The organism is Streptomyces sp. NPDC031479 (assembly GCF_055581065.1).
In genome coordinates this window covers 40,703-67,681 of the sequence record NZ_JBVIKC010000007.1, presented here as the reverse complement: position 1 = coordinate 67,681, position 26,979 = coordinate 40,703, and the positions used below count along the sequence as shown (strand labels likewise).

The following is a 26,979-nucleotide window of genomic DNA, read 5'->3' as shown; positions in this document are numbered from 1 at the left end:
CCGGGCGGCGGCCCGTGCGCTCAGGCCGTCCCCGCCAGGGCGCGGTAGCGGCCGGGGGTGGTGCCGAACTCGCGGTTGAAGGCGTGCGAGAGGGCGTACGGGGTGGCGTAGCCGACGCGGCGCGCGACGGTGGCCAGGGGGTCGTCGGAGTCCCTGAGCAGGGTCGCGGCGAGGTTCAGCCGCCACCAGGTGAGGTAGGCCATCGGCGGGCGGCCGACCAGGGAGGTGAACCGCCTGGCCAGGGTGGGGCGCGACACCCCCGCCTCGGCGGCCAGCCGCTCGGTGGTCCACGCGGCGGCCGGGTCCGAGTGCAGCGCCCGCAGCGCGGCGGCCGTGACCGGGTCGCCCAGGACGGCAGGCCAGGTCCCCGGGGTGCCCTCGGCGACCACCCAGGAGCGGATCATGTAGACGAGGAGCAGGTCGAGCAGGCTGGGCACCGCGATGCAGGCGCCGGGCTGCCGCTCGTCCATCTCCCGCCCCAAAAGGTCGATGGCGGAGCGGAGTTCCGGATGGCTGCCGACCCGGTTCGGCAGGTGGACGACCTGTGGGAGTTCGGCCATCAGCGGATGGGTCCGGCTCCGGTCGAGCCGGTACTTGCCGCACAGCATCTCCACCGCCCCCGACCCCGGCCCCGGCTCCTCCCCGGGTCCGAATCCCAGGTCCCGCCCCCGCCTGCGCGCCACGGCCTCCTCGAACGGCACCGCCCGCGCCACGGCCTCCGCGTCGGCGGGCCCGTCGGCGATCACGTGCCCCGCGCCGTGCGGCAGCAGCACCGCGTCACCGGTCCCGAGGGCGAGCGGTGCACCGCCGTCGGGCAGCAGCCAGCAGCCGCCCTGGAGCACCACGTGGAACCCGGCGCCCTCGTACGGTGCGAAGCGCGCGCACCACCTGCCGCCGATCCGCACCCGGTCGGAGGAGGGCCGCCCGATGCGTACGGCCGAGATAGCGTCGCTCACCACGTCCATCGGTCCAGGCTACCCACAGGCGTCAAGACGTGAGACGCATGCGTATTCGCATGAGCCGAAGGGGCATTGAGCCACTCAACCGGCCCTCCGTAGAGTCAGGTCCATGGAGAACGAGAGCAAGCAGAGCATGGTGTTCGGAGACGTCGAGGTCATCCGGGTCGTCGAGTGGCAGGGGCCCTTCGTCCCCTCGCTCGGGCTCGTGCCCACCTCCGGGGAGCGGATGTGGAAGGAGAACGAGGACTGGCTGGCGCCCGACCACTGGCACCCGGAGGAGGACCTCGCCGTCGTGGCCCTGCAGAGCTGGGTCCTGCGCAGCGGCGGCCGTACGGTCCTGATCGACACCGGGGTGGGCAACGGCCGTGAGCGGCCCGGCTCGCCGCGCTTCCACCACTGGCAGGGGGACTTCCTCGGTGCCCTCGACCGTGCCGGGGTCAGCCCCGAGGAGGTCGACCTGGTCGTCAACACCCACGTCCACGGCGACCACGTCGGCTGGAACACCCGGGGCGAGGCGGGGGAGTGGGTGCCCACCTTCCCCAACGCCCGGTACCTCCTGCCGGCCGCCGACGACTTCCACTTCGGCCCGCGGGGCGGCTACGGCGGCGGGGTCCGGGAGGACGACCGGCTGATCTACGAGGACAGCGTCGCACCCGTCCACCGGGCCGGCCAGGCCGACCTCTGGGAGGGCTCCCACCGCATCGACGAGCACCTCACCCTCGAAGCCGCCCCCGGCCACACCCCCGGTTCCTCGGTGCTGCGCCTGGACTCCGGCGGCGAGCGGGCCGTCTTCGTCGGTGACCTCCTGCACAGCCCGGTCCAGATCCTCGACCCCTCCCACAACAGCTGCTTCTGCATGGACCCGGCGCAGGCGGCCGCCACCCGCCGCCGGATCCTCGCCCGCGCCGCCGCCGAACGGGAACTGGTCGTGCCCGCGCACTTCGGCGGGCCGGGGGCCGTGGAGGTCCGCGCGGAGGGCGAGGGGTTCGCCCTCACCCGGTGGGCCGCCTACGGTCCGGGACGCTGATCCCACGGCCGGACCCGCCCGCACCGGCCGGAGCGGGCCAAGCGGCCCGGCCGGCCGGATTGAACGGTCGGATCATCCGACTGTTACCGTCCAGGGCATGCCCGAGCTCATCGCCCCCACCCCCCGTCTCCGGGCCTCCTGGCTCTCCGCCCGGCAGGAGTGGGGGCCGGACGCCCACATGGACGGCGCCGGCCTGGGCCGCGAGGACGACGTGGACAGCCCGGAGGGCTTCGCCGCCTGGACCCGGCGGCTGCACGGCTACGGGGACCGTACGGCGCCGATCGAGCAGGGCCGCGTGCACGCGACGTACTGGTGGATCGCGGACGGCGACACCTACCTCGGCGCCATCGACCTGCGCCACTACCTCAACGGCTTCCTCCTCGACGCCGGGGGCCACATCGGCTACGGCGTCCGCCCCTCCGCCCGCGGGCGCGGGCTCGCGGGCTGGGCACTGCGCGAGGTCCTCCACGAGGCGCGCGTCCTCGGCATGGACAGGGTCCTGCTGACCTGCGACCCCGGGAACGAGGCCTCCGTGCGCACCATCGAGCGGGGCGGCGGCCTCCTGGAGGACGTCCGCGACACCCTCGTCGGACCCAAGCGGCGGTACTGGATCACCCTCTGACCGCGGGCCCGGCACCCCCGCCGGGCCGCGCACCGCGCACCGTACTACCCGGCCGGGACCGGCCTGGCCGGGACGGGAACGCCGTCGGAGAGTCCGGACAGCTCCAGCGCGCGGTGCATCGCCGCCAGGTCCCACCCGCCGCAGCCGCAGTCGGCGGCGAGCGCCCGCAGCATCGGCGGCGTGAGCCGGTGCTCCACCGCGGCGTCGAGCAGGTCGGCTGCCCCGGGCCGGCCCTCCGACGACGGCGCGCGGGCGCCGTCGAGGTCGCAGGAGCAGTCCTCGCCGACCCCGCCGAGCAGGCCCAGCACCTCCCCGCGCACCACGAAACGGCTCATGCCGCAGTCCAGGCCGTCGTCGCCCAGGCCCTGCGGGTAGGGCGCGCGGGCCCAGGCGCCGTTCTCGTACCAGTAGACGCAGCCCAGCTCCCAGCCCTGGAGCAGGTCGCGCAGGGTCTCGTACGGCAGCCAGTCCGGCCCGCCCGCGAGCATGTCGACGGCAGGCTCGTGCCACTTGACGCCGCTCGACTCGTCCTCGCCGTAGAGCACGTACCGTCCACCACCGAGGGCGGCCAGGGTCCAGCAGGTGGAGCCGCAGTCGTCGAGGTGGAGACCGGCCGCGTCGATCCAGTGGCCGGTGCGGTGGACGCCGCGGCCCTCGGCCTCGGTGTTCGCCTCCAGCACGGCGACCAGGGCCCAGTGCGCCCACAGCGACTCGGCGGGAGGAAGGTCCCCGGGCAGGCCCGGACGGTGGATGGTCATCGTGTGATCCCCTGGTGGTGACGGCTGTTCACCGCCGGAGCCTACGGCTTTCCCCCGCGAGGGGCGCGTGGGGGCGGGGCCGGCTCCGGTGCGGTCAGGCGGGCTGCCACAGCTCGATCCGGTTGCCCTCGGGGTCGGTGACCCAGCCGAACCGGCCGACACCCTCCATGTCCTGTGTCGCCTCGGCCACGTCCGCGCCCCCGGCGCGCAGTTGGGCGAGCATCGCGTCCAGGTCGCGGACCCGGAAGTTGAGCATGGTCTGCTGGGTGGGGGAACCGAAGTAGTCGGTCCCGGACTCGAAGGCCGCGAACACCGTCGGACCGGCGCTCTGGCTCCACAGGCCGTTCTCGTCGGCGTCCAGGCCCAGCTGGTCGCGGTACCACGCGCCCAGGGCCACCGGGTCGGCGGCGCGCATGAAGTGTCCGCCGATTCCAAGCACACGTTCCATGCCGCCATCCTGCCGGTTCGGTGATCGGGTGTACCGGCACCACACCCCGGGTGCCGGTACACCCGTGCCGCCCGCGCCGTACGGGGGACGGCAGGGGCGGCACGGTGGCACGGGGGCGCCGGCGGATCAGCGGGCGTGGCGCTCCGGCAGGTCCACGTCGGCCGGGGCCGGGGCCGGGGTGGTGGCCGGGGCGGTGGCCGCGAAGCCGCGCGCGGTCGCCTTCACCGGCTTCTTGCCGCAGAAGGCCGCTTCGAGGGTGCCGCCGAGTGCGGTGTTCGCAGATCCCCGGTTCGAGGTGTTCGCCATCGCGGCCAGGCTGCGCTTGCCGTCACGGGTGGAGAAGGCGTACGTGTAGAAGCCCTGCACGGTGCCCGTGTGGCCGTAGACGGAGGTGCCGCAGGACAGGTCGTACCGGCGCAGGCCCAGACCGTAGAAACGCGTGTTGGTCGCGTCGGTCGGGGTCATGGTGAGCATCTGGTCCAGCATCTGCGGCGAGAGCAGCCTGCCCGTCACCAGGGCCGAGGTGAAGGTGTTGAGGTCGGCCGCGCTGGAGATCATCGCCCCGGCGGACTGGGCCCAGGACACCGTCTGCTCGGTGGAGTCGACCAGCGGCGCGCCGTCCTCGTCCGGGTGCAGGTAGCCGTTGGCGTGCAGGCCCTTGATCTTCGTGTCGGGGTGCACGTAGGAGGTGTTGCGGAGCTTCAGGGGCTTGATGATGCGGCGGTCGTACTCCTTGACGACCGGGTTCCCGGTCGCCTTCTCGATGAGCATGCCGACGACGACGAAGTTGGTGTTCGAGTAGCTGTACGCGGCGCCCGGCTCCCCCGTGCGGGGCTCGTTCAGCGAGAGCTGCACCAGCTCCCGGTAGCCGAACACCTTGTTGCGCACGGCCTCGAAGCCGGGCACGGTGTTGTTGAACATGGCGTTGGTGTAGTCGGACAGCCCACTGCGGTGGGTCATCAGGTGACGGACCGTGATCCGGTCGTCCGGCAGCAGCCCAGGCAGGTAGTGGTTGACCGGCTGGTCCAGCTCGATCTTCTTCTCCGCCACCAGCTGGAGCAGCACGACGGACGAGAAGGTCTTGGTGACGCTGCCGATCCGGAAGCGGGCGTCGGTGTCCATGGCGGCGCCGCTGACCTTGTCGCGGACGCCCGCCGTCTTGGTCTGGACCCCGTCCACACCGCTGATCCGGGCCATCGCCCCCGGAGCACCCGCGGCGAGGGTGTTCTGCAACGCGGCCTGCAGGGCCTCCAGATCGGGCGCCGGCAGGGCGGTCCCGGCGTTCTGCGCCGCCTCGGCGGAGACGGCCGGAGCTGCCTGGGCGGCGGTGGCCGGCGCCACACCGGCCACGACGGCCAGGAGGGCGGCGCTGACGGCCAGACGTCGGTTCATGGGGAGGTGCACGTTGATCCTCGATCGGTCGGGTACTGGTCGGGGTACCCCACGGTCGCCGACTGGGCTGCTGAGCAGCGCAGTTGACGACCGGGTTGGTCCAGATCCTACGGAAGGTCACCGGGGGCCGGGCACAGGCCTCCGGGGCGGGACGCCCCGGCGACCCCTCCGGCGCCCGTCACGCCCCGTCAAAGAGGCCTTCGGCGCCCCCATTTGGCGGGGGCTGCCCGAAAGGGCAGCGGCGAGGGCAAACTTCCCCGGGAGCGACCGTGGCCGTCCGCGCCGGCCGCGAGCCGGCGGCGTCGGACACGTGAACGGGCCGGCCGCGGCCGGGGCCCGAGGAGCCGCCACGCGACCCGCGGGGACGGGCGTACGGGAACCCTGGCCCGGCACCCTCCGCCCGGCGAGCGGGCGACTGACTCCGGGGTCCGCCAGGGCCCCGGCGGCGGGCGCGCAGCGTCGCCCCGTGCAGCGTCGCCCCGTGCAGCCCCGCCCCGCCCCGCGCCGCCCCGTCCCGCCCGCTGCGTACCGGTCGGCCACCTGCCCTGACCAGGGTGGATGCCGTACGCGCCCGCCCCGTACCGGGCCGCCGCCTGCGCGGACCCCGGCGAGCGGAAATATGATGAGCAGGATCCCGCGCAGCGGAAGCGAAGGCGGAAGCAGAGGCACATGGACGTACTTCGGAGCGGTCCGTGACCCGGCGCCGCCCCCCTCGGCCGGACAGCGCCGACCTGCTGAGCATGCTGGGGCAGCTCACCGCCCAGGCGCGGGAGGGGGCGGAGCTGCACCAGGCCCGCGTGGAGCTGGCCGAGGCCCTCCAGCGCGAGCTGCTGCCCGCCACCCTGCCCGCCCTGCCCGGACTGCGAGCCGCCGCCCGGTACACGCCCGCCCGGCGCGGCCTGGAGATCGGCGGCGACTGGTACGACGGATTCCTGGTGGCGCGGGACGCCGTCGCCTTCTCCATAGGCGACGTCCAGGGCCACGACGTCGCGGCCACCGCCTTCATGGGCCAGGTCAGGGTCTGCCTGCGCGCCCTGGCCTCCGTCATCGCCGACCCGGGCGAAGTCCTGAACCGGGTCAACGACGTCCTGCTCGCGATGGACAGCGAACTGTTCGCGACCTGCACCCTGCTGCGCATCGATCCGCGCACGGGCGAGATCGCGGGCGCGCGGGCGGGCCACGTACCGGCCGTCTGGGCCACCGCCGACGGCCGGTACGGCATCGCCGAGGACGCCGGGGGCCCGCCGCTGGGCACCCTGCCCGGAGCGCGCTACGAGGTCACGAGGCGCACCCTGGTGGACGCGGGGTCCATCGTCCTGCTCACGGACGGGGTGGTCGAAGGGCCGGCGTTCCCGATCGAGGAGGGGCTGGCGCGCGTGCTGCGCCTGGTCCGGGACGCCGCGGGCGGGGATCCCGACGAGCTCGCCGCCGAGGTGCTGAAGGTGGCCGACTCCACCGGGCACGCCGACGACGCCGCCGTGCTGGCCATCGGCTACGACCTCGGCTGACCGGCCCCGGCGCCCGCCGTCGTGCGCCAGGCTTCCCCGTCGCGCGTGTCACGCCGCGCCCGCGGGCCCGGACTGTTGTCTGATGCTGTGATGCGCACCGTGGAATGGCGAGGTCCGGCCCTGGCGCTGTCGCGGATCCTCGCCGTCGCCGCGGCCTACTACGCGTCCGCCCGGCTCGGCCTGCTGTGCCAGGTGGTCGTCGAGGGATCGGTCGTCACACCCCTGTGGCCGCCCACCGGCATCGCCCTGGCCTCCCTCCTGTGGTTCGGCCCCCGGATCTGGCCGGGGATCGCGGTGGGCACGTACCTCGCCATCGAGGACCTCGCCTCCTTCAGCGTGACGGACGTCGGGATCGTCGCGGGCAACGTCCTCGCCCCGCTGTGCGCCTACGCGCTGCTGTGCCTGGTGGGCTTCCGCACCGAGCTGGACCGGCTGCGGGACGGGACCGCCCTCGTCTTCCTGGGCGGCCTGCTCCCGATGCTGATCAGCGCCGGCACCGGCTGCGGGACGCTGCTGATCACCGGAAACCTGCCGGCCTCGAACTTCTGGGCCGTGTGGTCCGCCTGGTGGACGGGGGACACGATGGGGGTGCTGCTGGTGACCCCCCTGCTGCTGGTCCTGCGCCGGCCCCGGTGGCCGCAGGACCCGTACCGGGTGCTGGAGGCCGTGGCCCTGGCGGTCGCCACCGCCGCGGGCACGATCCTCGCCACGCGGAGCACCCTGTCCCTGCTCTTCCTCGTCTTCCCGCTGCTGATCTGGGCGGCCGTGCGCTTCCAGCTCGCCGGGAGCGCCCCGTGCGCCCTGCTCGTGTCGGTCCTGGCGATCTCGGCGGCCACCGACCGCGTCGGCCCGTTCGCCGGGCACACCCTGCTGGAGATCATGGTCAACCTCCAGGCCCTCAACGGGGCGGCGGCCCTGACCGGGCTCCTGCTGGCCGCCCTGGTCACCGAGCAGAACAACATCCGGATGAAGATCGAGGAGGTGTGCGAGGACCTGGCGGAGGTGGTGGCCCACCTCGCGCCCCGGAAACCGACGGACTAGCCCGGCGCCGCGGGCCGGGCGGGCCGGGCGGGCCGCCGGACGTCCGGGCCCGGCACCTACGCTGGGCCCCGTGACGAACGCGAGCGTGGTGGGTGCGGGGCAGGGCGGCCGGGTGCTGTACGGGTGCATGGGACTCGGCGGGAGCTGGGATCCGCAGCCGTACGGACCCGGGGACGTCGACGTCGCCGAGGCCGCCGTCCACGCCGCCCTGGACATCGGGATCACCGTCTTCGACCACGCCGACATCTACCGCCACGGCAAGGCGGAGGCGGTCTTCGGTGAGGTCCTCGCCCGTACCCCGGGCCTGCGCGAGCGGATCGTCCTGCAGACCAAGTGCGGCATCCGGCTCCCGGACGGGGACCGCCCCGGCCTCTACGACCTGCGCGGCGCGAGCATCGTCCGCCGGGTGGAGGAGAGCCTGGCCCGGTTGCGGACCGACTCCTTGGACGTCCTGCTGCTGCACCGCCCCGACCCGCTGGCCGACCCGGACGACATCGCCTCCGCCCTGATGTCCCTCCACCGGCAGGGCCTCGTCCGCGGCTTCGGGGTCTCCAACACGGGTGCCGCGCAGATCGCCCGCCTCCAGGCCCGCCTGGACGTCCCGCTGGTCGCCAACCAGCTGGAGATGAGCCTGCACAGCCGCGCCTGGGTCGAGGCGGGGGTCCTGCTCAACACGCCCGAGGGGGCCGCGCACGGGTTCCCGGTCGGCACGCTGGAGCACTGCCAGGAGCACGGCATCCGTCTCCAGGCCTGGGGCGCCCTGGCGCGGGGACGTTTCACCGGCGGCCAGCAGACCCCCGCCGAACACGCCACGGCCGAGCTCCTGGCCGACCTCGCCCGCCGCAAGGACACCACCCCGGAGTCGGTCCTGCTGTGGTGGCTGACGCGGCACCCCGCCGACATCGCCCCGGTCATCGGCACCGCCCGCCCCGACCGCATCCGTGCCTGCCGCGACGCCTCCCTGCGCGCGCCCGACCTCACGCACGAGGAGTGGTACGCCCTGTGGACCACCGCCCGGGGCCTTCCGCTGCCCTGAGCCAGGGGCCGGTCAGAGGCCGGTCAGGCCGCTGCCGATGCGCTTCCACAGGGAGCGCGTGGCCCCGAAGCCGCTCTCGTGCTCCCAGACGTGGGTGCACCCCGGGCACTGGAGGTGGAGCAGGCTCCCGGTGTTGGAGAGCAGGTAGCGCCAGTGCTCCGAGCAGCTCCGGCGTTCCCCGCACGGGGCGCACCCGCGGGCGTCATCGCAGTTCGGGCAGGCCACCCAGGCGCGTCGCCCGATGTCGGCCTGCGGGTCAAGCGGCAGCACGGCCGCCCCCGCGCGCGGGCAGCACCCCGGCCGCGACGAGCTCGTCGTACACGCGCTGCTGCTCCGCGTCGAGGCCGGAGTACAGCAGGTCGTACGCCGCCTCCTCGCCGCGCAGCACCTCGATGGGGTCCCAGTCGGGGCCGAGGGCGGCCATCACCTGGGCGCGCCGGGCCACCTCCTGAGAGGACAGGTCGACGTCGAAGGGCACCAGGGCGGGGCCACCGGGCTCGGTGGGGCCGCCGGGGCCGGTGGGGGGCATCCGGTCGTGGGGGGTCATACCTCGAAGTTAGGTAACCCTTCTTTCCCCGGTCAAGGGAGGGTGGGCGGAGTCACAGCAGGCCGCCGGGCGGCCGTATGGGCGCCACTACTGTGGGGGATACATGTATCCGCGGAGTGATCCCGCGACGCATTCGATTCAGGGGGAATGGAATGGCGACTCGGCCTGACGTGCTCGATCTGCTGGAACTCAGTCCGGACTTCGTCCGCGACCCGTATCCGGTCTACGCGCGACTGCGGGCCGAGGGGCCCGTCCACCACGTACTCACGCCGGACCGCCAGGACGTCTGGCTGGTCGTCGGACACGAGGCGGGCCGCACGGCCTTCACCGATCCCCGGCTGAGCCGCGACTGGCGCCGCTCCGGCGACATCGGCAAGATCATCAACACCGAGCAGGACCACCCCGCGCTCGCCCACATGCTCATGGCCGACCCGCCGGACCACACCCGGCTGCGCCGTCTGGTGGCACGCGCGTTCACCCCGCGGCGGATCGAGACCCTGGCCCCGCGCATCCAGGAGATCACCGACGACCTGCTGGACGCCATGGCGGCGCTCCCGGAGCGGCAGGCCGACCTGGTGGACGCCTTCGCCTTCCCGCTGCCCATGACCGTGATCTGCGAGCTGCTCGGGGTACCGGAACTGGACCGCGGGGCGTTCCGCGGCTGGTCCAACGAGATGGTCTCCCGCACCAGCCCGGAGGCCGAGGCCGCCGCGTACGCGCAGATGCCCCGGTACCTCGTCGGGCTCATCGAGGCCAAGCGCGCCGCGCCCGGCGACGACCTCCTCAGCGCGATGATCCACGCCGTCGACGAGGGCGGCGACAGCCTCTCGCCCGACGAGCTCATCGGCATGTGCGTCCTGCTCCTCATCGCGGGGCACGAGACCACCGTCAACATGATCGGCAACGGGATGCGGGCACTGTTCGCCCACCCCGACCAGCTCGCCGACCTGCTCGCGAACCCCGGTCTGCTGGACGGGGCGATCGAGGAGATGCTCCGTTACGACGGGCCGGTGGAGACCTGCACCGACCGTCTCGCCCTGGAGGACGTGGAGATCGGCGGGGTGGTGATCCCGGCCGGCTCCGCCGTCCTGATCGCCATGGCCGACGCGGACCGGGACCCGGCGCGCTTCGCGGACCCGGACCGTTTCGACATCCGCCGTGACGCCCGCGGCCACATCGCCTTCGGCCACGGCCTGCACCACTGCCTCGGGGCGCCCCTGGCCCGCCTGGAGGGCCGCATCGCGCTCCGCTCCCTGCTGGACCGCTTCCCGGGCCTCACCGACGGCGCCGACGGGGACGAGCCGGCCTGGGTGCCGGGCATGCTGATCAGGGGCGTACGGGAGCTGCCCGTCCGCTGGTGATCCGGTTCGGGGAGGGGCCGCACCCGTGGCCCCTCCCCGTCAACAGGGGCCGGGCGTCGTGCCGGGCTCCGGAGGGTACGGGACCACGGCGGCCGACGGGTCGTCGGCCGGCCCCACCGGCCGGCGTTGACGGGCGAAGGCGTGGGCGAACTCCACCGGGTGATCGAGCGTCAGCGTGGCCGCGCCGCCGGCCCCGGGGGGCCCGGAAGGCGACGGGGTTCCGCCGTCCACCCGGTACCCCGTGCGGATGAGTTCCCCGTCCGGGCCGCTGTGGTCCACGGCGGCGAAGCCGTCCGCGTCGGGGCCCCACTGCCCGCCGACCCGCCACGTGTAGCGCAGTTCCAGCAGGCCGGGACCGGGGCAGCTCCAGTGGAACCGGCCGACGCTCAGCTCGGAGCTGAAGCTTTCGAAACGGCTCCAGCCCCGGCCGTCGGGCAGGAAGACGAGTGCACTGGTTTCCATCGCGCCCTGTTCCAGGGGCGCGCTGTCCCACAGGCCGGTCAGACGTTCGTCGAGAGGGGTCACCGCCCGATCATGGCCGATCCGGGCCCGGCGGCGACACCCCCTCCTTCCGGTGCGGGGGAGCCGACCCGGTCAGGCCTGCCGGATCGCTGACACCTCGAACTCCAGGACGACCTTGTCGCCGACCAGGACGCCGCCGCCCTCCAGGGCCGCGTTCCAGGTGATCCCGTACTCCTTCCGGCTGATCGGCACCGAACCCTCGAACCCCACCCGCAGGTTCCCGAACGGGTCGGTCGCGCTGCCCTGGTACTCGAACTCGATGCCGATCGGCCGGGTGACGTCCTTGATGGTGAGGTCGCCCGTCACGCGGAAGTGGGTTTCGTCCAGCGGCTCCACGCCGGTGGACACGAAGGTGATGTCCGGGAAGTTCGGGGCGTCCAGGAAGTCGTTGGTGCGCAGGTGGCCGTCGCGCTGTTCGTTGCGGGTGTCGATGCTGGCGGCCTTGATGGTGACCGTCGCCGACGACTTCGCGGGATCCGTGCCGTCCAGGTGGGCGGTGCCTTCGAACTCGTTGAAAGCCCCGCGGACCTTGGTGACCATCGCGTGCCGGGCCACGAACCCGATCTGGGTGTGGGCGGGGTCGAGGGAGTAGTTCCCTGTGAGCGAAGTGAGGGGGGTCGTGGTCATGGACCTGCTCCGCGGGGGCTGGGGGACGGGGGGGAAGCGCTGGACCACGCTAGCCAGACCCGCCCTGACGGGCGCGTGCGACCACGCCCACCGCGCCCGCGCGTCACCCGATCGGCGACCGAGGACGACGGGCGCGTTCCTGACCCGGGTCCCGTCGGAGGAGGCGGCCACATGGAGCACCCGCCGGGAGGCGGCGCCGCCCTCGGGGTACCGCTGCCGAGAAGGGGCCGGCGTCCGTCCGGGCACCGCCCGGGCCCGAGCACCGGCCCCGGCCCGCGCACGTCCCACGCGTAAGGACCCCCCATGCGGCACGTCACCCTGAACAACGGCGTCGAGATGCCGATTCTCGGCTTCGGCGTCTACCGGATTCCGCCGGAGGAGACCGAGCGGGCCGTCGGCGAAGCCCTCGCCGCCGGCTACCGCTCCTTCGACACCGCGGCCGCCTACGGCAACGAGGAGGCCGTCGGCCGCGCGATCAGGAGCAGCGGCGTCCCGCGCCACGAGCTGTTCGTCACCACCAAGCTGTGGATCTCCGACGCCGGCGAGGACAGGGCCGGCCCCGCCTTCCACACCTCGCTGCGCAAACTCGGCCTGGACCACGTGGACCTGTACCTGATCCACCAGCCGTACGGGGACGTCTACGGCTCCTGGCGCGCCATGCAGAACCTCCAGCGCGAGGGGCTGGTCCGGGCCATCGGGGTCTCGAACTTCCATCCCGACCGGCTGCTGGACCTGATGGACCACAACGAGATCACCCCGGCGGTCAACCAGGTCGAGACCCATCCCTTCCACCAGCGCACCGGCGATCAGGAACTGATGGCCGAGCGCGGGGTCCAGATCGAGTCCTGGGGGCCCTTCGCCGAGGGCCGGAACAACCTCTTCACCCATCCTGTGCTCGCCCGCATCGCCACCGCGCACGGCAGGTCGGTGGCACAGGTCGTACTGCGCTGGCTGGTCCAGCGGCAGGTCGTGGTGATCCCCAAGTCGGTGCGCCCGGAGCGGATGGCGGAGAACCTCGACGTCTTCCGCTTCGAGCTCACCGCCGAGGACATGGCGGACATCGCGGCCCTGGACACCGGGGCGTCGGTGTTCTTCGACCACCGCGACCCGGCCGTGGTCAGCCGACTCGGCAACGTCACCATCGGCACCTGAGGAACGGCCGGGCGGCCGTCCTCACGGTGCCGGCGCAGGCGCCGGCACGGGGCGGCGCAGCAGGTAGAGCGCCGCCGCGGCGATCAGGACGGCCATACAGGCGATGAACACCAGTCCGGCACCCTCCAGCCCGAGCGGGCCCGTCAGCACCCCCACGCCGATCACCGGCAGCGAGATGCCCGTGTAGGCCACCACGAACAGGGTGGAGATCACCGCCGCCCGGTGGTGCGGCGGGGACGCCCCGGCCACCGCGGACAGGGACCCCCGGAAGGCCAGCCCCTGCCCCACGCCGCCCACCAGCGCACTCAGCACCACCAGCGCCAGCAGGTCCCAGCGCAGCGCCCCCGCGAGCAGTGCCAGCCCCGCGAGGAGTACGGCGCAGCCCAGCGGCAGCGACCGCCGTACGCCCACCCGGCCGACCGCCAGCTGCCCGGCGGTCGAGGCGAAGAAGGCGAGCGCGACGACCAGTCCGCTCACCGCCGGGTCGTGAACGCCGAGGGACCCGGCGAGAAACGCCGGGCTGACCGAGGTGAACACCCCGAACAGCGCGAACCCCACGAACGAGGCGATCGCCGCCGGTCCGAACACCGGCCGCACCTGTGCGGGGAGCCGGAGCCGCTGGGGCCGTACGGTGCTCAGCGGACGCCGCTCCCGTACGGTCTCCGGCAGCCGTGCCAGCACCGCCGCCGAGCCCGCCACCAGCGCCAGGTGCACCCAGAAGGGCAGGTACAGCGGCCAGGGCGCGTACTGCGCGAGCAGTCCGGCGAGCAGCGGACCGCACCCGAGCCCGCCCATGTTGGCGGCCGTCGCCACGAACGTGGCCCGGGAGGTGCCGCCGTGCGGGGCCAGCTCCATCACGAACACCGTCGCCGCGCCGGTGAACAGCCCGGCGGAGAAGCCCGACAGGACCCGTCCCGCGTACAGCCAGCCGAGGCCCGAGGCGCACAGGAAGCAGACGGCGCTGCCGGCAGCGCACGCGAGGCCCGTCCAGAGCACGGGCCGCCGCCCCACCGCGTCCGAGGCGTTGCCCGCCAGCACGAGCACCCCGATGACCGCGAAGGCGTAGACCGCGTACACGACGGTGACGGTCAGTTCGGAGAAGCCGAACTCCTCCTGGTAGAGGCCGTAGAGGGGGGTCGGGAGCGTGGTGCCCGCCATGCACACGGCGAACACGGCCCCGGCGAGCAAGCACTGGCGCCACTGCCGGCGATCACCGTCCATGCCGCCGAAGGTAACCCCGCGCGGGTCCCCGTGCCCGGCGCGCGCCGGGCACGGGGGCAACCGGGGGCGGGGTGACGGGCGTCCCCCTGCGGGGGTGGTGTTCATGACAGAGATGGTCCGACCGGGGTGGCGGCTCGCCACCGTGGCCCTGCCCGGCCTCGCCGCCGGGGCCGTGTACGCAGGGGCGAGCTGGTGCTACGCGGCCTCCTCCGCGCCCTCGGGGGCGGTCGCCGTGGTCGGCGGAGCCGTGCTGATCCTCGGCGTCTGCGCGGCGTACTCCGTGCTCGTCGGCGGCGCCGGCGGCCTCTTCGGGGCGCTGCTGCTGTCCCTGGGGCTGCTGCTGGCCGTGGCGGCGGCCGACCAGACGGCGGCCCGCACTGCCGCCGCCACCTGTGCGGTGCGCGAGGTGCACACCAGGGTCCAGAACTCCGCGGGGGAGGGGGCGCCGCCCACGCGGACGGTGTACCGGCTCGTACTGGACTGCCCGGGGGGCTACCCGGCCGAACTCAAGGAGGACCGGCCCGTCGCCGGGCAAGGACAGCGGATCCGCGTCGCCTTCGACCCGGCGCACCGGGTGTCCCCCGAGCTGGAGGGGCGTACGCGGCCCTGGAAGGCCGGCCTGTGGGGCGCGGCCCTGATCGGCCTCAGTACGGTGATCGCCTGGGCGAAGCGGCGCCCCTGCCGGGAGGACCGGGCCTGACCCGACGCGCCCGGCGCCCCGTCCGCCGCGGGCCGGGTTCATCCGGCCGGCCGCGCAACGGATGCCGCCGGAGCGCCGTCGGTGCAGGCTGCGGGCAGGAGAGCCACCACCGCACAGACGAGGATCCGCCATGTCCCACCACCGGCGCACCGGCGTCATCACCGGGGTCGCAGCCCTGCTGCTCACCGCCACCGCCTGCTCGGGCCTGGGCCGGAGCACGGTCGGCATGCTCACCTTCCGCGGCCACGACTCCCCGGTCGCGCTCTCGTACTCCAACACGAACGTCAACGGCTGCCACCGCATCAACCTGCCGCGCGGCGCCACCCACGTCGAGAACAACACCCTCGTCGACGTCGTCCTGTACCGGACGGAGAACTGCGAGAAGACCGACCGGGCGGACGGCGTCTACGTCGCCACCACCCTCTCGAACGTGACGGCTCCGGTCTCCCTGCCCTGGCGCAGCTTCAGCGTCATCCACTGACGCGCCGTACGGGGTGCCGCCGGCCCCGCCGCGGGGGCGGGGCCGGCGGGACGGTGTCACCAGTAGATGACCACGTACCCGTTGCCGCCGTCCTTGCCGTTGCCACCGGGCCGGGCGGCCTCGCCGCCGGTGCCGCGCTCGCCGCCGTTGCCGCCGGCCACGGTGTTCGGCGGCAGCCCGACGATGCCGTCGGGGGCGACCCCGCCCGTGCCGTTGGAGCTGCCGTTGCCGCCGTTCAGGTTGACCCCGCCGGTGGAGCACCAGCCGGTGCCGCCGGCCCCGCCCGCGCCGTTGGCGCCGTCGACGACCCCGCCACCCGCGCCGCCGCCGCCCCCGCCTCCGCCGGTCGCGTTGAGCAGGAGCGTGCTGTCCGACGAACGGGTCAGCGAGGAGGCGGTGCCCGCGGTGCCGGCACCGCCGGCCGAGCCGGGGCCGCGCGTGGTCGCGGCCGGACCACCCGCGCCGCCGTCGCCGCCGTCGCCGACGTCCACCCCGTACGCGGTCTGCGGGGTCACCTGGACGGCGCACCAGGTGAAGCCGCCCGCACCGCCGCCACCGCCGTTGCCGCCGTTGTAGGCACGGGCAGAGCTGAGTCCGCCTCCGCCACCGCCGCCGCCCCCGCCACCGGCACCCCACGCCTGGACGAACACCGAGGTGACGCCCGGCGGCGGGGTGAAGGTGTTGTCGGAGGTGAACTGCTGCAGCCCGTGGATGACCTGAGGGGGCTTCTTCTTGTCCTTGTCCTTCTCCTTGCCCCAGTCGTCCCCGTCGTCGTCCCTGTTCCCGCCGTGGTCCTTGTCCTTGTCCGACGGGTTCTGCTTGTGCTGGGCGGCGGGCGCCGGCTTCGGGCCCGAGGGCCCCGGCCCGTGGGCGGACGCGGCCGGAGCCATCGCCACCACCTGGCCGGTCAGGGACGCCGCGGCGGCCAGGGAGGCGAGGAGGACCCGGGAACGGACGCGGGGCCGCCTGGTCGTTACGGGATGCTGCTTGAGGTTCATGAGTTCCTTCACCGCCGGCCGCCGAAGGGGCCGCGGGAGTGCGAGGGGACAGGTGCGTGGGCGTCTGGGCTTCCCGTGGGCCGGGCGTCCCCGCCACGCGACGCCCATCCCAGCGGTCCCCGCCCGTGAGCCGCCGTTGGCGGGGCCGGGGCTGTCGACCAGGCAGGTGAGCGGTTCGCCGGACCGGAGCAACGCTGGGCCGGCCGGGGTAGCCGGTGTCACGGAGACGACCGGCCGTCGTTGCCTTGACATGACCGACTTGATGGTGAAGATCCCCGCCGACTGGCTCGCCCGCGTTTTCCTCTCGCTGCGCCGCAGCGCCCTCGACGACGCCCAGGCCGTCGCCGCCGAGCTGTGGCCGTTCACGGAGCAGCCCGGGCAGCGGGTGCCCGTGCCCCGGGCCACGGTGATGCGTACGGAACGGGCCCTGCGGGGGGAACTGGCCCGCGTCGGGGAACCCGGACGCCGCGCCCGCCTGCACGAGGAGACCGCACAGCTGATCAGCGCCCGCCTGGGCACCGGGGACCGCTGACCCTGCGCGGGCTTCCCGGCTCCCGCCCGGGGCCTACCCGGCCGCCCGCCCGCCCCGCGCACCCGCTCCGGGCCGCCGGCCCCAGGCGGTGATCAGCCCGGGTGACAGGGCGGCGCAGTCGGGGGAGTCCAGGTAGCGGACGGCCGCGTCCACGGCGGCGTCGTCCACGAGCCCGGTCGCGGTCATCGCCGTCCGGGCCCGGTCCCAGGTGTCGGCCCAGAAACGGCTGATGGGGCTCCCCGGGAGCAGCGGCGGGACGTGGATCTCGGCGGCCACCTCCGTCAGCCCGGCGGCGCGCAGCAGCTCCGGGTACCGGGGCGTCCAGTCGACGTCGGTGCCGATGGTCGCCCGCAGCCCCTGCCACATGGCGCGCACGGCCCGTGTGTACGGGGTCGCGGGCGCCGCCGCGGTCGTCAGGTCCACGGCATCGCCGAGCACCAGCACCCCGCCGGGGACCAGCAGACGGGCGAAGCGGGAGATCAGACGCTCCCGCTCGGGCAGGTGCATCAGGACGAAACGGGCGTGCACCAGGTGGAAGCGCCCGGGATCGAAGGCGGGGTCGCCGATGTCCGCCTCCAGGGTGGCCAGGCCCGGCTGTGGACGGGAGGCCAGGAAACGGACGTCGCGGTCGACGGCCAGCACGCTCGTCACGCCGGCCCGCGTCAGCAGCCCCCGGGCGACGCTGCCGGTGCCCGCGCCCAGTTCCAGGCAGCTCCAGCCGGGTCCCGCGCCCAGGGCCGTCAGCCGGGCGAGCGTGATGTCGTCGTAGGCGAGCGCGCCGAGGTCGATGCGCTCGCCCTCACCGGCCTGCTCCGGCCGGAACACGGCCGTGCCGTAACGGCCCGGCACGTCGTCACCGGGCCGGGGCCCGTCGCCCGCCGACGCCTGTGCGCCCATGGATCGGTCACCGCCTCCCGCTCACGCCGGCCCGGCCGGCGCGTGGCGCACGGCACCGGGGCCGTGGCTCCAGTATCGGCGGGAGCCGGCGGGGCGGCACGGCGGTCACCCGGGCGTCGCGGGTCGGGCAGGATCCGGACGGGACGGCCTAGCGCGGCGCCGTGTCATCGGCCGGGAAGGCGGGGCCGTGGCCCGGGACGATCACGTCCGCGGCGTCCAGTACCCGCAGCCGGGAACGGAGCAGCACCTCGTGGTCGGGGGCCACCGGGTCCTCGACCGGGCCGTTCGGCCGCCACCACAGGTCGCCCACGAACGCCACGACCCCCGCCTCCGTGCCCGCCAGCAGCGTGATGTCCTCCGCGCTGTGCCCCGGGGTGCGGATCAGCCGCAGGGACGGGGCGAGCTCGTATCCCTCGGCGTCGCGGTCGGTCCACTGGTCGTTCCGGTAGATCGCCTTGTGGTCGTGGACGCGGGCCTCGCCGAACAGGCCGACGTTCATGGTGTTGTCCGGGTGGTGGTGACTGAGCACCACGTCGGTGATGTCGTCGGGGCCGAGTCCCAGCGCGGCGAGCGGGCCGAGGATCCGGTCACGGCCGGCCACCATGCCCGGGTCGACGATCACATGGCGGTCCCCGTCCGTGACGTAGGAGACGGTGGCGGCGACGCCGGGGCCCGTGGAAAGGGTGTAGCCGGTGGTCAGGATCGTGTACGCGGCGCTGCGGCCGAGCGGGGTGTCGTTCATGTGCCCCAGTCTTCGCGAGCCGCCGCACCGCGACGAGTGGCCGTACTGCCACCCATCGCAGGAAACGTGCCAACACGTGGCACACTCTCCCCATGCCGCCCTTCGCGACCGTCGCCGCCTACGCCCCGCCCGGAGTGGGAATGCTCGGGGCCGCGATCGTCTCCGAGGTGTTCGACCTGCGCGGCCAGGGCCTGCCCCCCTTCGACTTCGCCCTGTGCACCGAACGCCCCGGCACGGTGCGCACCGACGTCGGCCTGCCCCTGCTCGTCGAACACGACCTGGAGCGGCTGGCCTCGGCGGACCTGGTGATCGCCCTGCCCTGGGCGGACTTCCGCACCCCGCCCGGTCCGGCCGTGCTCGACGCGCTGGCCCGCGCCCACGCGCGCGGGGCCCTGGTCGCGGCCCACTGCGTCGGCACCTTCGCGCTCGCCGCGGCAGGGCTCCTCGACGGGCTGCGCGCCACCACGCACTGGCGCTTCGCCGGCCTGCTGGCCGGGCGCCACCCCGCGATCAGCGTGGAGGCGGACGCGCTCTACGTCGACGAGGGCCGAATCGTCACCGGTGCCGGCGCCGCCGCGGGCTTCGACCTGTGCCTCCACCTCCTGCGGCGCGAGCACGGTGCGGCGACCGCCAACGCCATCGCCCGCGACCTGGTCCTGCCGTCCCACCGCGACGGCGGGCAGGCCCAGTACCTCGCCACCCCCGTACCCGAGGACTGCCAGGACGAACGCCTCGCCGACGTGCTCGCCTGGGCCCGTACGCACCTCCACGAGCCCCTGCCCGTCGGCGAACTGGCCCGCCGCGCCCTGATGAGCCGGCGCTCCTTCGCCCGCCGCTTCACCGCCGCCACCGGAACCACCCCGCACGCCTGGCTCCTCGGCCTGCGGCTCAGCCGCGCCGAGGAACTCCTGGAGACGACTGACCTGCCGGTCGAGGAGGTCGCCCGCCAGGTCGGCTACGGCAGCGCGGCCGTGCTCCGCGCCCAGTTCGTGCGCCGCCGCGGAGTACCGCCCCGCACCTACCGCCGCTCGTTCACGCGCACCCCGTAGTCGGGCAGGTCGATGTTCTCGGCGGCCTTGCGGGCGATCTTCGCGGCCATGTCCTTTCCCGGCAGGTAGGGCATGAGGCGGTAGTAGCGGTTGAGGAACGCCGCGAGGAAGCGGCTGCCCGGGACCATCAGTTTCGCCACCCCGTCGCCCATCTTCTGGCAGCCCTCCGCGTACGCGCGCATCCGCTCCTCGTAACGGGCGAAGGCGACGTGGTGGTCGCCCGCCGCGGCGGCCAGTTCCCCCGCCAGGACGTACGCGCCTACGAGCGCCAGGCCCGAGCCCATCCCCGACAGCGAGGAGGGGCAGTACGCGGCGTCGCCGACCAGGCAGACCCGGTCCCGCGACCAGGTGTCCATCCGCACCTGAGCGACGGAGTCGAAGTAGAAGTCCGGCGCGCGCCGCATGTCCCGCAGCAGCCGCTCGCATTCCCAGCCGTTGCCGGAGAACTGCTCGGCCAGCACGTCCTGTTGGCGTGCCGCGTCCCGGCGGTCGAGGTCCAGCTCGGGTGAGGCGAAGTAGAAGACGGCCTTGGCCTCGGTGTTGTCGCGGGCGCTGTACATCGCCGCCAGCCGGCCCACGGTGCGGTAGGCGTGGCCCGTGCGGTCGAGGCCGAGGTGGTTGTCGGTGGTGAAGATCGCGCAGTGGACGCCGAGGTGGCGCACGAACCGGTCGTGCGGCCCGAACGCCAGCCTCCGGGTCGTCGAGCGCATTCCGTCGGCCCCGATCACCAGGTCGAACCTGCGGGGCGCGCCGTGTTCGAAGGTGACGTCCACGCCGTCCGCGTCCTGGGTCAGGGAGGTGATCGAGTCCCCGAAGACGTACTCGGTGTGGTCCTCCGTGGCGTCGTGGAGGACCCGGGCGAGGTCACCGCGGAGCACCTCAAGGTCCCCCGCGAACAGGTCGGCGGGGAGGGTGGCGCGGGTCCGGCCGTCGGTGTCCACGTAGCTCATCGAGCCCGTGTGGGTGCGGACGGCGTCGAGTTCCCCGAGGAGGCCCATCCGGTCGAGGACGGACAGGTGGGCCCGGCCGCGGAAGTCGACGGCGTAGCCGCCCTCCCGCAGGGCGGGGGCGCGCTCGACGATGGTCGGGCGGAAACCGTGCCGGTGGAGCCAGTAGGCGAGGGCGGGGCCCGCGACGGAGGCGCCGGAGATCAGGACCGTGGTGTTCTTCTGCGTGTTCGTCATGCGGGTCAGCCTGTACGGGGCGGCTCACCGGGCGCTCACATCCGGCTGACCGCCTCGGTGAGCGGCTCCGGCAGGCCCAGGATGCGCAGCGCCTCCCGGGTGTCCCGGCCGGTGAGCGTCCGGGCGTAATCGGCGGCCTCCCGGGCGCGGTCCCGGGCCGTCACCCCGTCGCCGCGCAGCCCGGCGACGAGGGAGAGGCCGGCGAGGATGCGGACCCGGTTGCCCGCGCTCTTGACCCAGTGCGGGTCGGCGCGTTCCAGGGCCTCGGCGTACAGGCGCTCCGCCCCGCCCGGATCGGCCGCCAGGAGGGCCATGTCGCCGAGTCCGCGCAGGGCGGCGGCCAGGCCCGCCGGGCTGCCGGCGCTCCGGGCCAGGGCGGCGGCCTGCGCGTAGTCGGCGCCGGCGGCCGCCGGATCCGCGTCGACGACGTGGTCGCCCCGGTTGACCAGCAGGTCGGCGCTGTCCTCCAGGGCCCCGAGCTCCTGGGTCAGCGCGAGCGCCTCGTCGGTGAGGGCGACGGCCCGCGCACGGTCCCCCTGCGCGCCCGCGAGGCCCGCGAGTACGTCCAGCGCCAGCGCCCGGCCCCACCGGTCACCCACCGCCCGGAAACCGTCCGCGGCCTCCGCGAAGGCCGCTTCCGCTCCCGCGCCGTCCCCTTCGCCGAGGGGCCCGAACCCCGCCACGTAGCGGGCGGCCGCCCGTACCCACGGGTCGCCGCAGTCGTGTTGGGCCGAGACGAGGGCGAAGGCCTCGCCGGGGTCGCTCTCGGTCGCGTTGCGCATCATCCACGACAGCAGCACCACCGGGTAGCGGCCCGTCCGGCCGCCCGGCCAGGCGGCGGCGAGTTCCCGCCCGGCCCGCGCGCGGTGGCGCCGCCACACGGCCGCGCCGCCGTCCCCGGCCGCGGCCAGCAGCACGCAGACCGCGTACTCCTCGCCGGAGCCCTCCGGCACCTGCGTGCCGACGCCCTCCAGCAACGCGGCGGCCTGCGGGGAGACGGAGGCCCAGACGCCGCGGATCCACAGGTAGGAGGAAGCCGAGGCGAGGAGTTCCAGGCCCGTCTCCCACCGGCCCGCCTCGATGGTCCAGGCCAGCGCCGCGATCAGGTTCCCGTGCTCGGCCGACAGCGCCACGAGCCGGCGCAGCTGATCGCCGCCCCTGGTGTCCGGATCGGCCGCCCGCACCAGGTCCAGGAGGAGCCGGGCGTGGACCCGCCGTACGTCCTCGTCCTCGGCCGCCGCCTCCAACTGCTCGGCGCCGTACGCGCGGATCGTCTCCAGCATCCGGTAGCGGCCGCCCGAGACCTCCAGGAGCGACTTGTCGATCAGGGACTCCAGCGTGTCGCCGTCCGCTCCGCACACCCGCCGCGCCGCGTCGGGCGCCGCGCCGCCGGCGAAGACGGTGAACCGCCGCGCGGCACGCTGCTCGGACTCGGAGAGCAGCTCCCAGCTCCAGGCGACCAGCGCCCGCAGGGTCCGGTGGCGTTCCTCGGCGCTGCGGTTGCCGCGGGCCGCGCCGATCCCGAGCCGGTCGTCCAGCCGGCCCGCCAGGTCCTCCGGCTCCAGCGTGCGCAGCCGTGCCGCCGCGAGCTCGATGGCCAGCGGCAGGTTGTCCAGGGCCGCGCAGATCCGGCCGACCGTCTCCGGGGCGGGAGCCGGCCCCCGCCGCACCGCCGCGGCCCGCTCGGTGAACAGCCGGGCGGCCGCCGTGTCGTCCAGCGGCCGCACCGGCCAGAGGCTCTCCCCGATGACGGCGAGCGGCTCGCGGCTGGTGGCGAGCACGCGCAGCCGCGGACAGGCCGCCAGCAGGCGGGACGCCAGCAGGGCGGCCCCGTCAACGAGGTGCTCGCAGTTGTCCAGCACGAGCAGCAGCGCCCGGTCGGACAGGGCCATGACCAGGCGCTCCACGGGCGTCTGCCCGGTGGGCCCCAGCTGCAGCCCGCTCTCCCGCAGGCCGAGTGCCCCCAGCACCGCCTGCGCCGGATCGGCTCCCTCGCGCACCTGGGCGAGCTCGACGAAGCACACCTCGTCGCCGCTGTCCGCCGCGACCTCCACCGACAGCCGGGTCTTGCCGACCCCGCCGGGGCCGACGAGGGTGACCAGCCGGGCCGCCCGCAGGAGGGAGGACACTTCCTCGACCTCCGTGGCGCGGCCGACGAAGGAGGTCAGCTGGGCCGGGGGAGCGGTGGGGCCCGACGAGGGGCTCGCGCTCAGCAACTCCCGGTGGAGTGCGGTCAGATCGGCCGACGGGTCCGAGCCGAGCTCGTCCGCCAGGTGCCGGCGGGTCTCCTCGAACACGACCAGTGCCTCGCCCTGCCCGCCCTCGGCGGCCAGGGCCCGGATCAGCAGCCCCGCCAGCCGTTCCCGCAGCGGATGACGGCCCACCAGCTCGCGCAGTTCGGCCGCGACCGCCCGGTGTCCGCCGAGCCGCAGCTCGGCCTCGATGCGGTCCTCCAGGGCGGCGAGCCGCCCCTCCTCCAGCCGTGCGGCGGCGGCCCCGGCCGTCCGGCTCTCGGCGAGGTCGGCCAGGGCCGGCCCCCGCCACAGGTCGAGCGCCTCGCGCAGGAGCGGGACCGCCCGCGCGGCGTCGCCGGCGTCGAGCGCCTCCCGCCCCTCGCGGGCCAGCCGCTCGAACCGGCAGGCGTCCACATCTTCCTGACGTATCGTCACCCGGTAGCCCGCACCGGTGCGTTCGATCGCCGCCGGGCCCAGGACCGCGCGCAGCCGGGACACCTGGGAGTGCAGCGCGTGCGTCGACGTCGCCCCGTGCGGGGCCGTCTCCTCGGCCAGCAGGTCGGCCGAGACGACCTCCCCGGGCCGCACGAGCAGCAAGGTCAGCAGCGCCCGCCGGGCCGGCCCTCCCAGGGCGACCTCCGTGCCGTCGTCGTGCCGTGCCAGAGTCTCGCCCAGGATGGAGAAGCGCATGCGGGCGATTATCCACGAGCGGAGATCACCCCAGGGGGCCGAGGTAGGTTCCGCCGGAGACGTCGACGGTCTGCCCGGTCACCCACCGCCCGTGCGGACCCGCCAGGAAACCGACGACGTCGGCCACGTCCTCGGGCTCACCGAGCCGTCCCAGCGCGGTGATCGACTCCAGTGCGGCCACCACCTCGGGAATGGCGGTGTATCCGGCGGTCATGTCGGTGCGCACCGCACCCGGCGCGACCGTGTTCACCGTGATCCCGCGCCGGCCCAGTTCGTTGGCCAGCGAGGGCGCCAGGGCCTCGATCGCCGCCTTGGTGACGGTGTAGCCGATCTGCGTGGTCACCGCGAACCGGCTGGCCGTCGAACCCATGTTGATGATGCGTCCGCCGCCGTTGAGCAGCGCCAGCGCCCGCTGGATCACGAAGAACGGCGTGACCACGTTGACGGTGAGCAGGTTCGCGAACTCCTCCGGGCCGAGCGTGTCGACCGAACTGCCTGAACCCACACCCGCGTTGTTGACCAGGATGTCCAGCCCGCGGCCGGCCAGCCCCTCGGTCAGCCCGTCGAACAGCCGCTCCACGGCGTCCGCTTCACCGAACCGCGCCCGTACCGCGAACCCCTGCCCGCCCGCTTCCTCGATCAGGGCCAGGGTCTCCCGGGCGGCGGACTCGTTGCCGCCGTAGTGGACGGCGACCAGGGCGCCCTCGGCGGCCAGCCGCAGCGCGATCGCCCGTCCGATGCCCCGGGATCCGCCCGTCACCAGTGCCGTCTTGCCGTTCAGCGTGGCCATGGTCCGCTCCCTCGTCCAGTGGCCGGCTCTCGGTCGATCCGGCGACGAGGACCACAGTGGCGACCCGGGCTCACCGCCGGCTCACCGTCCGCTCACCGTGCCCCGGGCGACGGGCCGTGATCGGGGGAGCGGTGCGCACACCGCTCCGCCGGCCGGGGGAACGCCCACATCCGGCCGACCCGGCCGACCGGGTCGGAGCGCCGCGCGTTTTGGCTCGGAACGAGCGGCCGACGCGCCCCGACGACGGCAGACTGGGCAGGTCAGCAGCCCCGTACGAGGAGGACCGCCCGTGCCCGTCCCGATCATCATCGACTGCGACCCCGGGCACGACGACGCCCTCGCGATCATGCTGGCCGCCGCCGACCCCGCGGTCGACCTGCTCGCCATCACCACGGTCGCCGGCAACCAGACGTTGGAAAAGACCACCCTCAACGCCCGCCGCGTCTGCACCATCGCCGGGATCACCGACGTGCCCATCGCCGCCGGGTGCGCACGGCCGTTGCTCCAGCCGCTCGCCGTCGCCGAGGACGTGCACGGCGCGTCGGGGCTGGACGGCCCGCGGTTCCCCCAGCCCACCGTCGACGTGGTGCCCGAGCACGCGGTCGACCTCATCCACCGCATCCTCCTGGAACACCCCGAACCGGTCACCCTGGTGCCGACGGCCCCACTGACCAACATCGCCCTGCTGCTGACGCGCCACCCCGACAGCGCCGCGCGGATCCGCGAGATCGTGCTCATGGGCGGGTCCACCGAACGGGGCAACCGCACCCCGGCGGCCGAGTTCAACATCATGACCGATCCGGAAGCCGCCGACATCGTCTTCCGCAGCGGGGTCCCCCTGACCATGTGCGGGCTCAACGTCACCCACCAGGCCCTCGCCACGCCCGAGATCCGGGCCCGCTTCGACGGCCTGGGCACCGAACTCGGCCGGGTCTGCTCGGAGCTGCTGGCCTTCTTCGCCTCGACGTACAGTCGCCTGTTCGGCATGCCCCACCCCCCGCTCCACGACCCCGTCGCCGTGGCCCGGGTCATCGATCCGGCGATCGTCGGCGTCAAGGACGCGAACGTCACGGTCGAACTGCACGGCCGCTACACGCGCGGGGCCACGGTCGTGGACCTCCACCGCTACCTGGACCGCCCCGTCAACGCGCGCGTCGCCGTGCACCTGGACGCCGAACGGTTCTGGGACCGCATGGTCACGGCCGTCGAGGTCCTCGGCTCCCGCCGCACGACGTAGCGCCGGGACACGGCCGCGCCCCGCACGGGACGGCGGGGTACGGCCGGACCGCCGCGCCGGGATCGGACCTGAGGGCTTTCGCGCGGACCCCTTGACCTGAAGCCCGGTCGAGGTTTTAGGCTCGACGCATTGATCATCATCTGGCGGCAGGGGGACGACACGGTGAATCTCGATACCGGAGCCACGTTCGACCGGGCACTCGTACTGGGCCCGGGAGGGCTGGTGGGTACGGCATGGATGGCCGGGCTGGCCGCTGGACTCGGCCGCGAGGGGGTGGACCTCGGGGACGCCGATCTGACCGTCGGCACGTCCGCCGGTGCCATCGTCGCCGCGATGCTGACCACCCGTCAGGATCTGGATCGGCTCGGCGTCCCGGCGAGCCGGCCCGCTCCGGCGGCCCCGCGGCGCGCGGTGGACCCGGCCGTGATGGCTTCGGTGTTCGCCGTCCTCGGCGATGCCGCGCTGGAACGCGGGGAGGCCCGGCGCCGGGTGGGCCGGATCGCGCTCGACCACGCCGACCCCGACGCCGAGGAGGCCCTGCTCGCGGGGCGCGGCGCCCTGATCGGCGCGAGCGACTGGCCGGACCGGCACTTCCTGGTCACGGCGGTGGACGCGGTCTCGGGCGAACCCGTCGTATGGGACCGCACGAGCGGCGTGCCGCTCGTGCACGCGGTGGCGGCGAGCAGCGCCTTCCCCGGGGCCGAACCGCCCGTCGGCATCCACGGGCGGCGGTACATGGACGGCGCCCTGCGCGCGGGGACGAACGCCGACCTGGCGGCCGGAGCCCGCGCACTGGTCGTCGTCGAACCGCTGGCGCACCTGTTCCCCGGCGAACCGCTGGAGCCGCAGTCGGCAGACGGTACGGGGCGGACCGTCGTGTCCGTCGCCCCCGACCCGGACGCGGTCCGGGTGTTCGGCTCCGACCTGTACGACCGGGCCAACTGGGAACCGGCCTACCGGGCGGGCCTCGGCCAGGCGGCCGCCACCGCCGAACGGCTGCGCGCGGTGTGGGTGCGCGGACAACACGGCTAGGCCGTTCCTCGGCGATCACCTCGCGGCCCGGACGTGAACGGCCGCGAGGTGGTGATCGCGAATCTGGTGGGCACCTGTGGGGGGTGGTCACAATCGACCGGTGCGAGTCACCGCCCTGGTGGTACTGATGGGCGTCAGTCAGAGGGCGGTTGTTCCTGCTCGCGCCGCGCAGTGTTCGCGAGCGGATCGGCC

28 protein-coding genes are annotated in these 26,979 nt (G+C 74.4%); 13 read left to right on the top strand and 15 right to left on the bottom strand.

Going from position 1 to position 26,979, the window contains the following annotated elements; translation table 11 throughout:
• Positions 1-20: 20 nt before the first annotated feature.
• Entirely contained in the window at positions 21-965 is a 945-nt protein-coding gene (locus tag ACZ5D2_RS10695) for an AraC family transcriptional regulator (protein ID WP_468928626.1), read from the bottom strand.
• 103 nt (positions 966-1,068) lie between these two features.
• On the opposite strand from ACZ5D2_RS10695, the gene ACZ5D2_RS10690 reads away from it, so the two are divergent.
• Both ACZ5D2_RS10690 and ACZ5D2_RS10685 read left to right on the top strand, forming a co-directional pair.
• Positions 1,069-1,986, top strand: coding sequence for an MBL fold metallo-hydrolase (locus ACZ5D2_RS10690; protein WP_468928625.1), 918 nt, complete (start codon positions 1,069-1,071; stop codon positions 1,984-1,986).
• Between the two features lie 97 nt (positions 1,987-2,083).
• Positions 2,084-2,608, top strand: coding sequence for a GNAT family N-acetyltransferase (locus tag ACZ5D2_RS10685; RefSeq protein WP_371680494.1), 525 nt, complete (start codon positions 2,084-2,086; stop codon positions 2,606-2,608).
• Between the two features lie 44 nt (positions 2,609-2,652).
• Here the strand turns inward: ACZ5D2_RS10685 and ACZ5D2_RS10680 are convergent, their stop codons facing one another.
• From ACZ5D2_RS10680 to ACZ5D2_RS10670, 3 genes are all read right to left on the bottom strand, one after another.
• Positions 2,653-3,366 (bottom strand): hypothetical protein, encoded by a 714-nt coding sequence (locus tag ACZ5D2_RS10680; protein WP_371680495.1) that lies wholly within the window; start codon positions 3,364-3,366, stop codon positions 2,653-2,655.
• A 94-nt stretch (positions 3,367-3,460) separates the two neighbouring features.
• Positions 3,461-3,814: a VOC family protein gene (locus tag ACZ5D2_RS10675; RefSeq protein ID WP_371680496.1), complete on the bottom strand. Its 354-nt coding sequence runs from the start codon at positions 3,812-3,814 to the stop codon at positions 3,461-3,463.
• Between the two features lie 126 nt (positions 3,815-3,940).
• The gene (locus ACZ5D2_RS10670) at positions 3,941-5,206 is read right to left on the bottom strand and encodes a serine hydrolase domain-containing protein (protein ID WP_468928622.1); all 1,266 of its coding nucleotides are present in this window, start codon (positions 5,204-5,206) and stop codon (positions 3,941-3,943) included.
• A 692-nt stretch (positions 5,207-5,898) separates the two neighbouring features.
• Between ACZ5D2_RS10670 and ACZ5D2_RS10665 the strand changes: the two genes are divergently transcribed.
• From ACZ5D2_RS10665 to ACZ5D2_RS10655, 3 genes are all read left to right on the top strand, one after another.
• Positions 5,899-6,714, top strand: coding sequence for a PP2C family protein-serine/threonine phosphatase (locus ACZ5D2_RS10665; protein ID WP_371680498.1), 816 nt, complete (start codon positions 5,899-5,901; stop codon positions 6,712-6,714).
• A gap of 87 nt (positions 6,715-6,801) precedes the next feature.
• Complete coding sequence (locus ACZ5D2_RS10660) at positions 6,802-7,755, top strand: MASE1 domain-containing protein (RefSeq protein WP_371680500.1); 954 nt, start codon at positions 6,802-6,804, stop codon at positions 7,753-7,755.
• Positions 7,756-7,825: 70 nt separating this feature from the next.
• Positions 7,826-8,791, top strand: a complete 966-nt coding sequence (locus ACZ5D2_RS10655; protein WP_371680501.1) for an aldo/keto reductase — start codon at positions 7,826-7,828, stop codon at positions 8,789-8,791.
• 12 nt (positions 8,792-8,803) lie between these two features.
• Here the strand turns inward: ACZ5D2_RS10655 and ACZ5D2_RS10650 are convergent, their stop codons facing one another.
• Positions 8,804-9,061: a hypothetical protein gene (locus ACZ5D2_RS10650; RefSeq protein ID WP_468928619.1), complete on the bottom strand. Its 258-nt coding sequence runs from the start codon at positions 9,059-9,061 to the stop codon at positions 8,804-8,806.
• Positions 9,048-9,338: a DUF6400 family protein gene (locus tag ACZ5D2_RS10645; RefSeq protein WP_468928617.1), complete on the bottom strand. Its 291-nt coding sequence runs from the start codon at positions 9,336-9,338 to the stop codon at positions 9,048-9,050. The genes ACZ5D2_RS10650 and ACZ5D2_RS10645 overlap by 14 nt, the downstream gene beginning before the upstream one ends.
• A gap of 152 nt (positions 9,339-9,490) precedes the next feature.
• On the opposite strand from ACZ5D2_RS10645, the gene ACZ5D2_RS10640 reads away from it, so the two are divergent.
• The gene (locus ACZ5D2_RS10640) at positions 9,491-10,699 is read left to right on the top strand and encodes a cytochrome P450 family protein (RefSeq protein WP_468928615.1); all 1,209 of its coding nucleotides are present in this window, start codon (positions 9,491-9,493) and stop codon (positions 10,697-10,699) included.
• Between the two features lie 39 nt (positions 10,700-10,738).
• On the opposite strand, the gene ACZ5D2_RS10635 is transcribed toward ACZ5D2_RS10640, so the two are convergent.
• On the bottom strand, positions 10,739-11,224 hold the full coding sequence (locus ACZ5D2_RS10635; protein WP_371680507.1) for a hypothetical protein: 486 nt from the start codon (positions 11,222-11,224) through the stop codon (positions 10,739-10,741).
• Between the two features lie 69 nt (positions 11,225-11,293).
• Positions 11,294-11,848 carry a YceI family protein gene (locus tag ACZ5D2_RS10630; RefSeq protein WP_371680508.1) on the bottom strand — a complete coding sequence of 185 codons (555 nt, stop codon included), beginning with the start codon at positions 11,846-11,848 and terminating at the stop codon, positions 11,294-11,296.
• A 303-nt stretch (positions 11,849-12,151) separates the two neighbouring features.
• Between ACZ5D2_RS10630 and ACZ5D2_RS10625 the strand changes: the two genes are divergently transcribed.
• A complete protein-coding gene (locus ACZ5D2_RS10625; protein ID WP_371680509.1) occupies positions 12,152-13,000 on the top strand; it encodes an aldo/keto reductase in 849 nt (282 codons plus the stop codon).
• 21 nt (positions 13,001-13,021) lie between these two features.
• Here ACZ5D2_RS10625 and ACZ5D2_RS10620 read toward each other — a convergent pair whose 3' ends face one another.
• Positions 13,022-14,221, bottom strand: coding sequence for an MFS transporter (locus ACZ5D2_RS10620; protein ID WP_468928612.1), 1,200 nt, complete (start codon positions 14,219-14,221; stop codon positions 13,022-13,024).
• A gap of 103 nt (positions 14,222-14,324) precedes the next feature.
• Between ACZ5D2_RS10620 and ACZ5D2_RS10615 the strand changes: the two genes are divergently transcribed.
• Together ACZ5D2_RS10615 and ACZ5D2_RS10610 are read left to right on the top strand one after the other, a co-directional pair.
• Entirely contained in the window at positions 14,325-14,921 is a 597-nt protein-coding gene (locus tag ACZ5D2_RS10615) for a hypothetical protein (RefSeq protein WP_371680511.1), read from the top strand.
• A gap of 130 nt (positions 14,922-15,051) precedes the next feature.
• Positions 15,052-15,402 (top strand): hypothetical protein, encoded by a 351-nt coding sequence (locus ACZ5D2_RS10610; protein ID WP_266846052.1) that lies wholly within the window; start codon positions 15,052-15,054, stop codon positions 15,400-15,402.
• Positions 15,403-15,458: 56 nt separating this feature from the next.
• On the opposite strand, the gene ACZ5D2_RS10605 is transcribed toward ACZ5D2_RS10610, so the two are convergent.
• On the bottom strand, positions 15,459-16,400 hold the full coding sequence (locus tag ACZ5D2_RS10605; protein ID WP_468928609.1) for a hypothetical protein: 942 nt from the start codon (positions 16,398-16,400) through the stop codon (positions 15,459-15,461).
• A 250-nt stretch (positions 16,401-16,650) separates the two neighbouring features.
• Between ACZ5D2_RS10605 and ACZ5D2_RS10600 the strand changes: the two genes are divergently transcribed.
• On the top strand, positions 16,651-16,932 hold the full coding sequence (locus ACZ5D2_RS10600) for a hypothetical protein (protein WP_371680513.1): 282 nt from the start codon (positions 16,651-16,653) through the stop codon (positions 16,930-16,932).
• A gap of 33 nt (positions 16,933-16,965) precedes the next feature.
• Here ACZ5D2_RS10600 and ACZ5D2_RS10595 read toward each other — a convergent pair whose 3' ends face one another.
• Positions 16,966-17,829, bottom strand: a complete 864-nt coding sequence (locus ACZ5D2_RS10595; RefSeq protein WP_371680514.1) for a class I SAM-dependent methyltransferase — start codon at positions 17,827-17,829, stop codon at positions 16,966-16,968.
• Between the two features lie 148 nt (positions 17,830-17,977).
• Positions 17,978-18,571: an MBL fold metallo-hydrolase gene (locus ACZ5D2_RS10590; protein ID WP_371680515.1), complete on the bottom strand. Its 594-nt coding sequence runs from the start codon at positions 18,569-18,571 to the stop codon at positions 17,978-17,980.
• A gap of 92 nt (positions 18,572-18,663) precedes the next feature.
• On the opposite strand from ACZ5D2_RS10590, the gene ACZ5D2_RS10585 reads away from it, so the two are divergent.
• Complete coding sequence (locus tag ACZ5D2_RS10585) at positions 18,664-19,620, top strand: GlxA family transcriptional regulator (RefSeq protein ID WP_371680516.1); 957 nt, start codon at positions 18,664-18,666, stop codon at positions 19,618-19,620.
• Here ACZ5D2_RS10585 and ACZ5D2_RS10580 read toward each other — a convergent pair.
• From ACZ5D2_RS10580 to ACZ5D2_RS10570, 3 genes are read right to left on the bottom strand one after another with little or no spacing between them, the layout of a single operon-like run.
• Positions 19,590-20,804 (bottom strand): FAD-dependent monooxygenase, encoded by a 1,215-nt coding sequence (locus ACZ5D2_RS10580; protein ID WP_371680517.1) that lies wholly within the window; start codon positions 20,802-20,804, stop codon positions 19,590-19,592. The genes ACZ5D2_RS10585 and ACZ5D2_RS10580 overlap by 31 nt on opposite strands.
• Before the next feature lie 35 nt (positions 20,805-20,839).
• Positions 20,840-23,728: a BTAD domain-containing putative transcriptional regulator gene (locus ACZ5D2_RS10575; protein ID WP_468928606.1), complete on the bottom strand. Its 2,889-nt coding sequence runs from the start codon at positions 23,726-23,728 to the stop codon at positions 20,840-20,842.
• A gap of 25 nt (positions 23,729-23,753) precedes the next feature.
• Complete coding sequence (locus ACZ5D2_RS10570) at positions 23,754-24,518, bottom strand: SDR family NAD(P)-dependent oxidoreductase (RefSeq protein ID WP_468928604.1); 765 nt, start codon at positions 24,516-24,518, stop codon at positions 23,754-23,756.
• 289 nt (positions 24,519-24,807) lie between these two features.
• Between ACZ5D2_RS10570 and ACZ5D2_RS10565 the strand changes: the two genes are divergently transcribed.
• Together ACZ5D2_RS10565 and ACZ5D2_RS10560 are read left to right on the top strand one after the other, a co-directional pair.
• Positions 24,808-25,755, top strand: coding sequence for a nucleoside hydrolase (locus ACZ5D2_RS10565; protein ID WP_468928602.1), 948 nt, complete (start codon positions 24,808-24,810; stop codon positions 25,753-25,755).
• Between the two features lie 129 nt (positions 25,756-25,884).
• Positions 25,885-26,787, top strand: coding sequence for a patatin-like phospholipase family protein (locus tag ACZ5D2_RS10560; RefSeq protein ID WP_468928600.1), 903 nt, complete (start codon positions 25,885-25,887; stop codon positions 26,785-26,787).
• Positions 26,788-26,979: the final 192 nt, after the last annotated feature.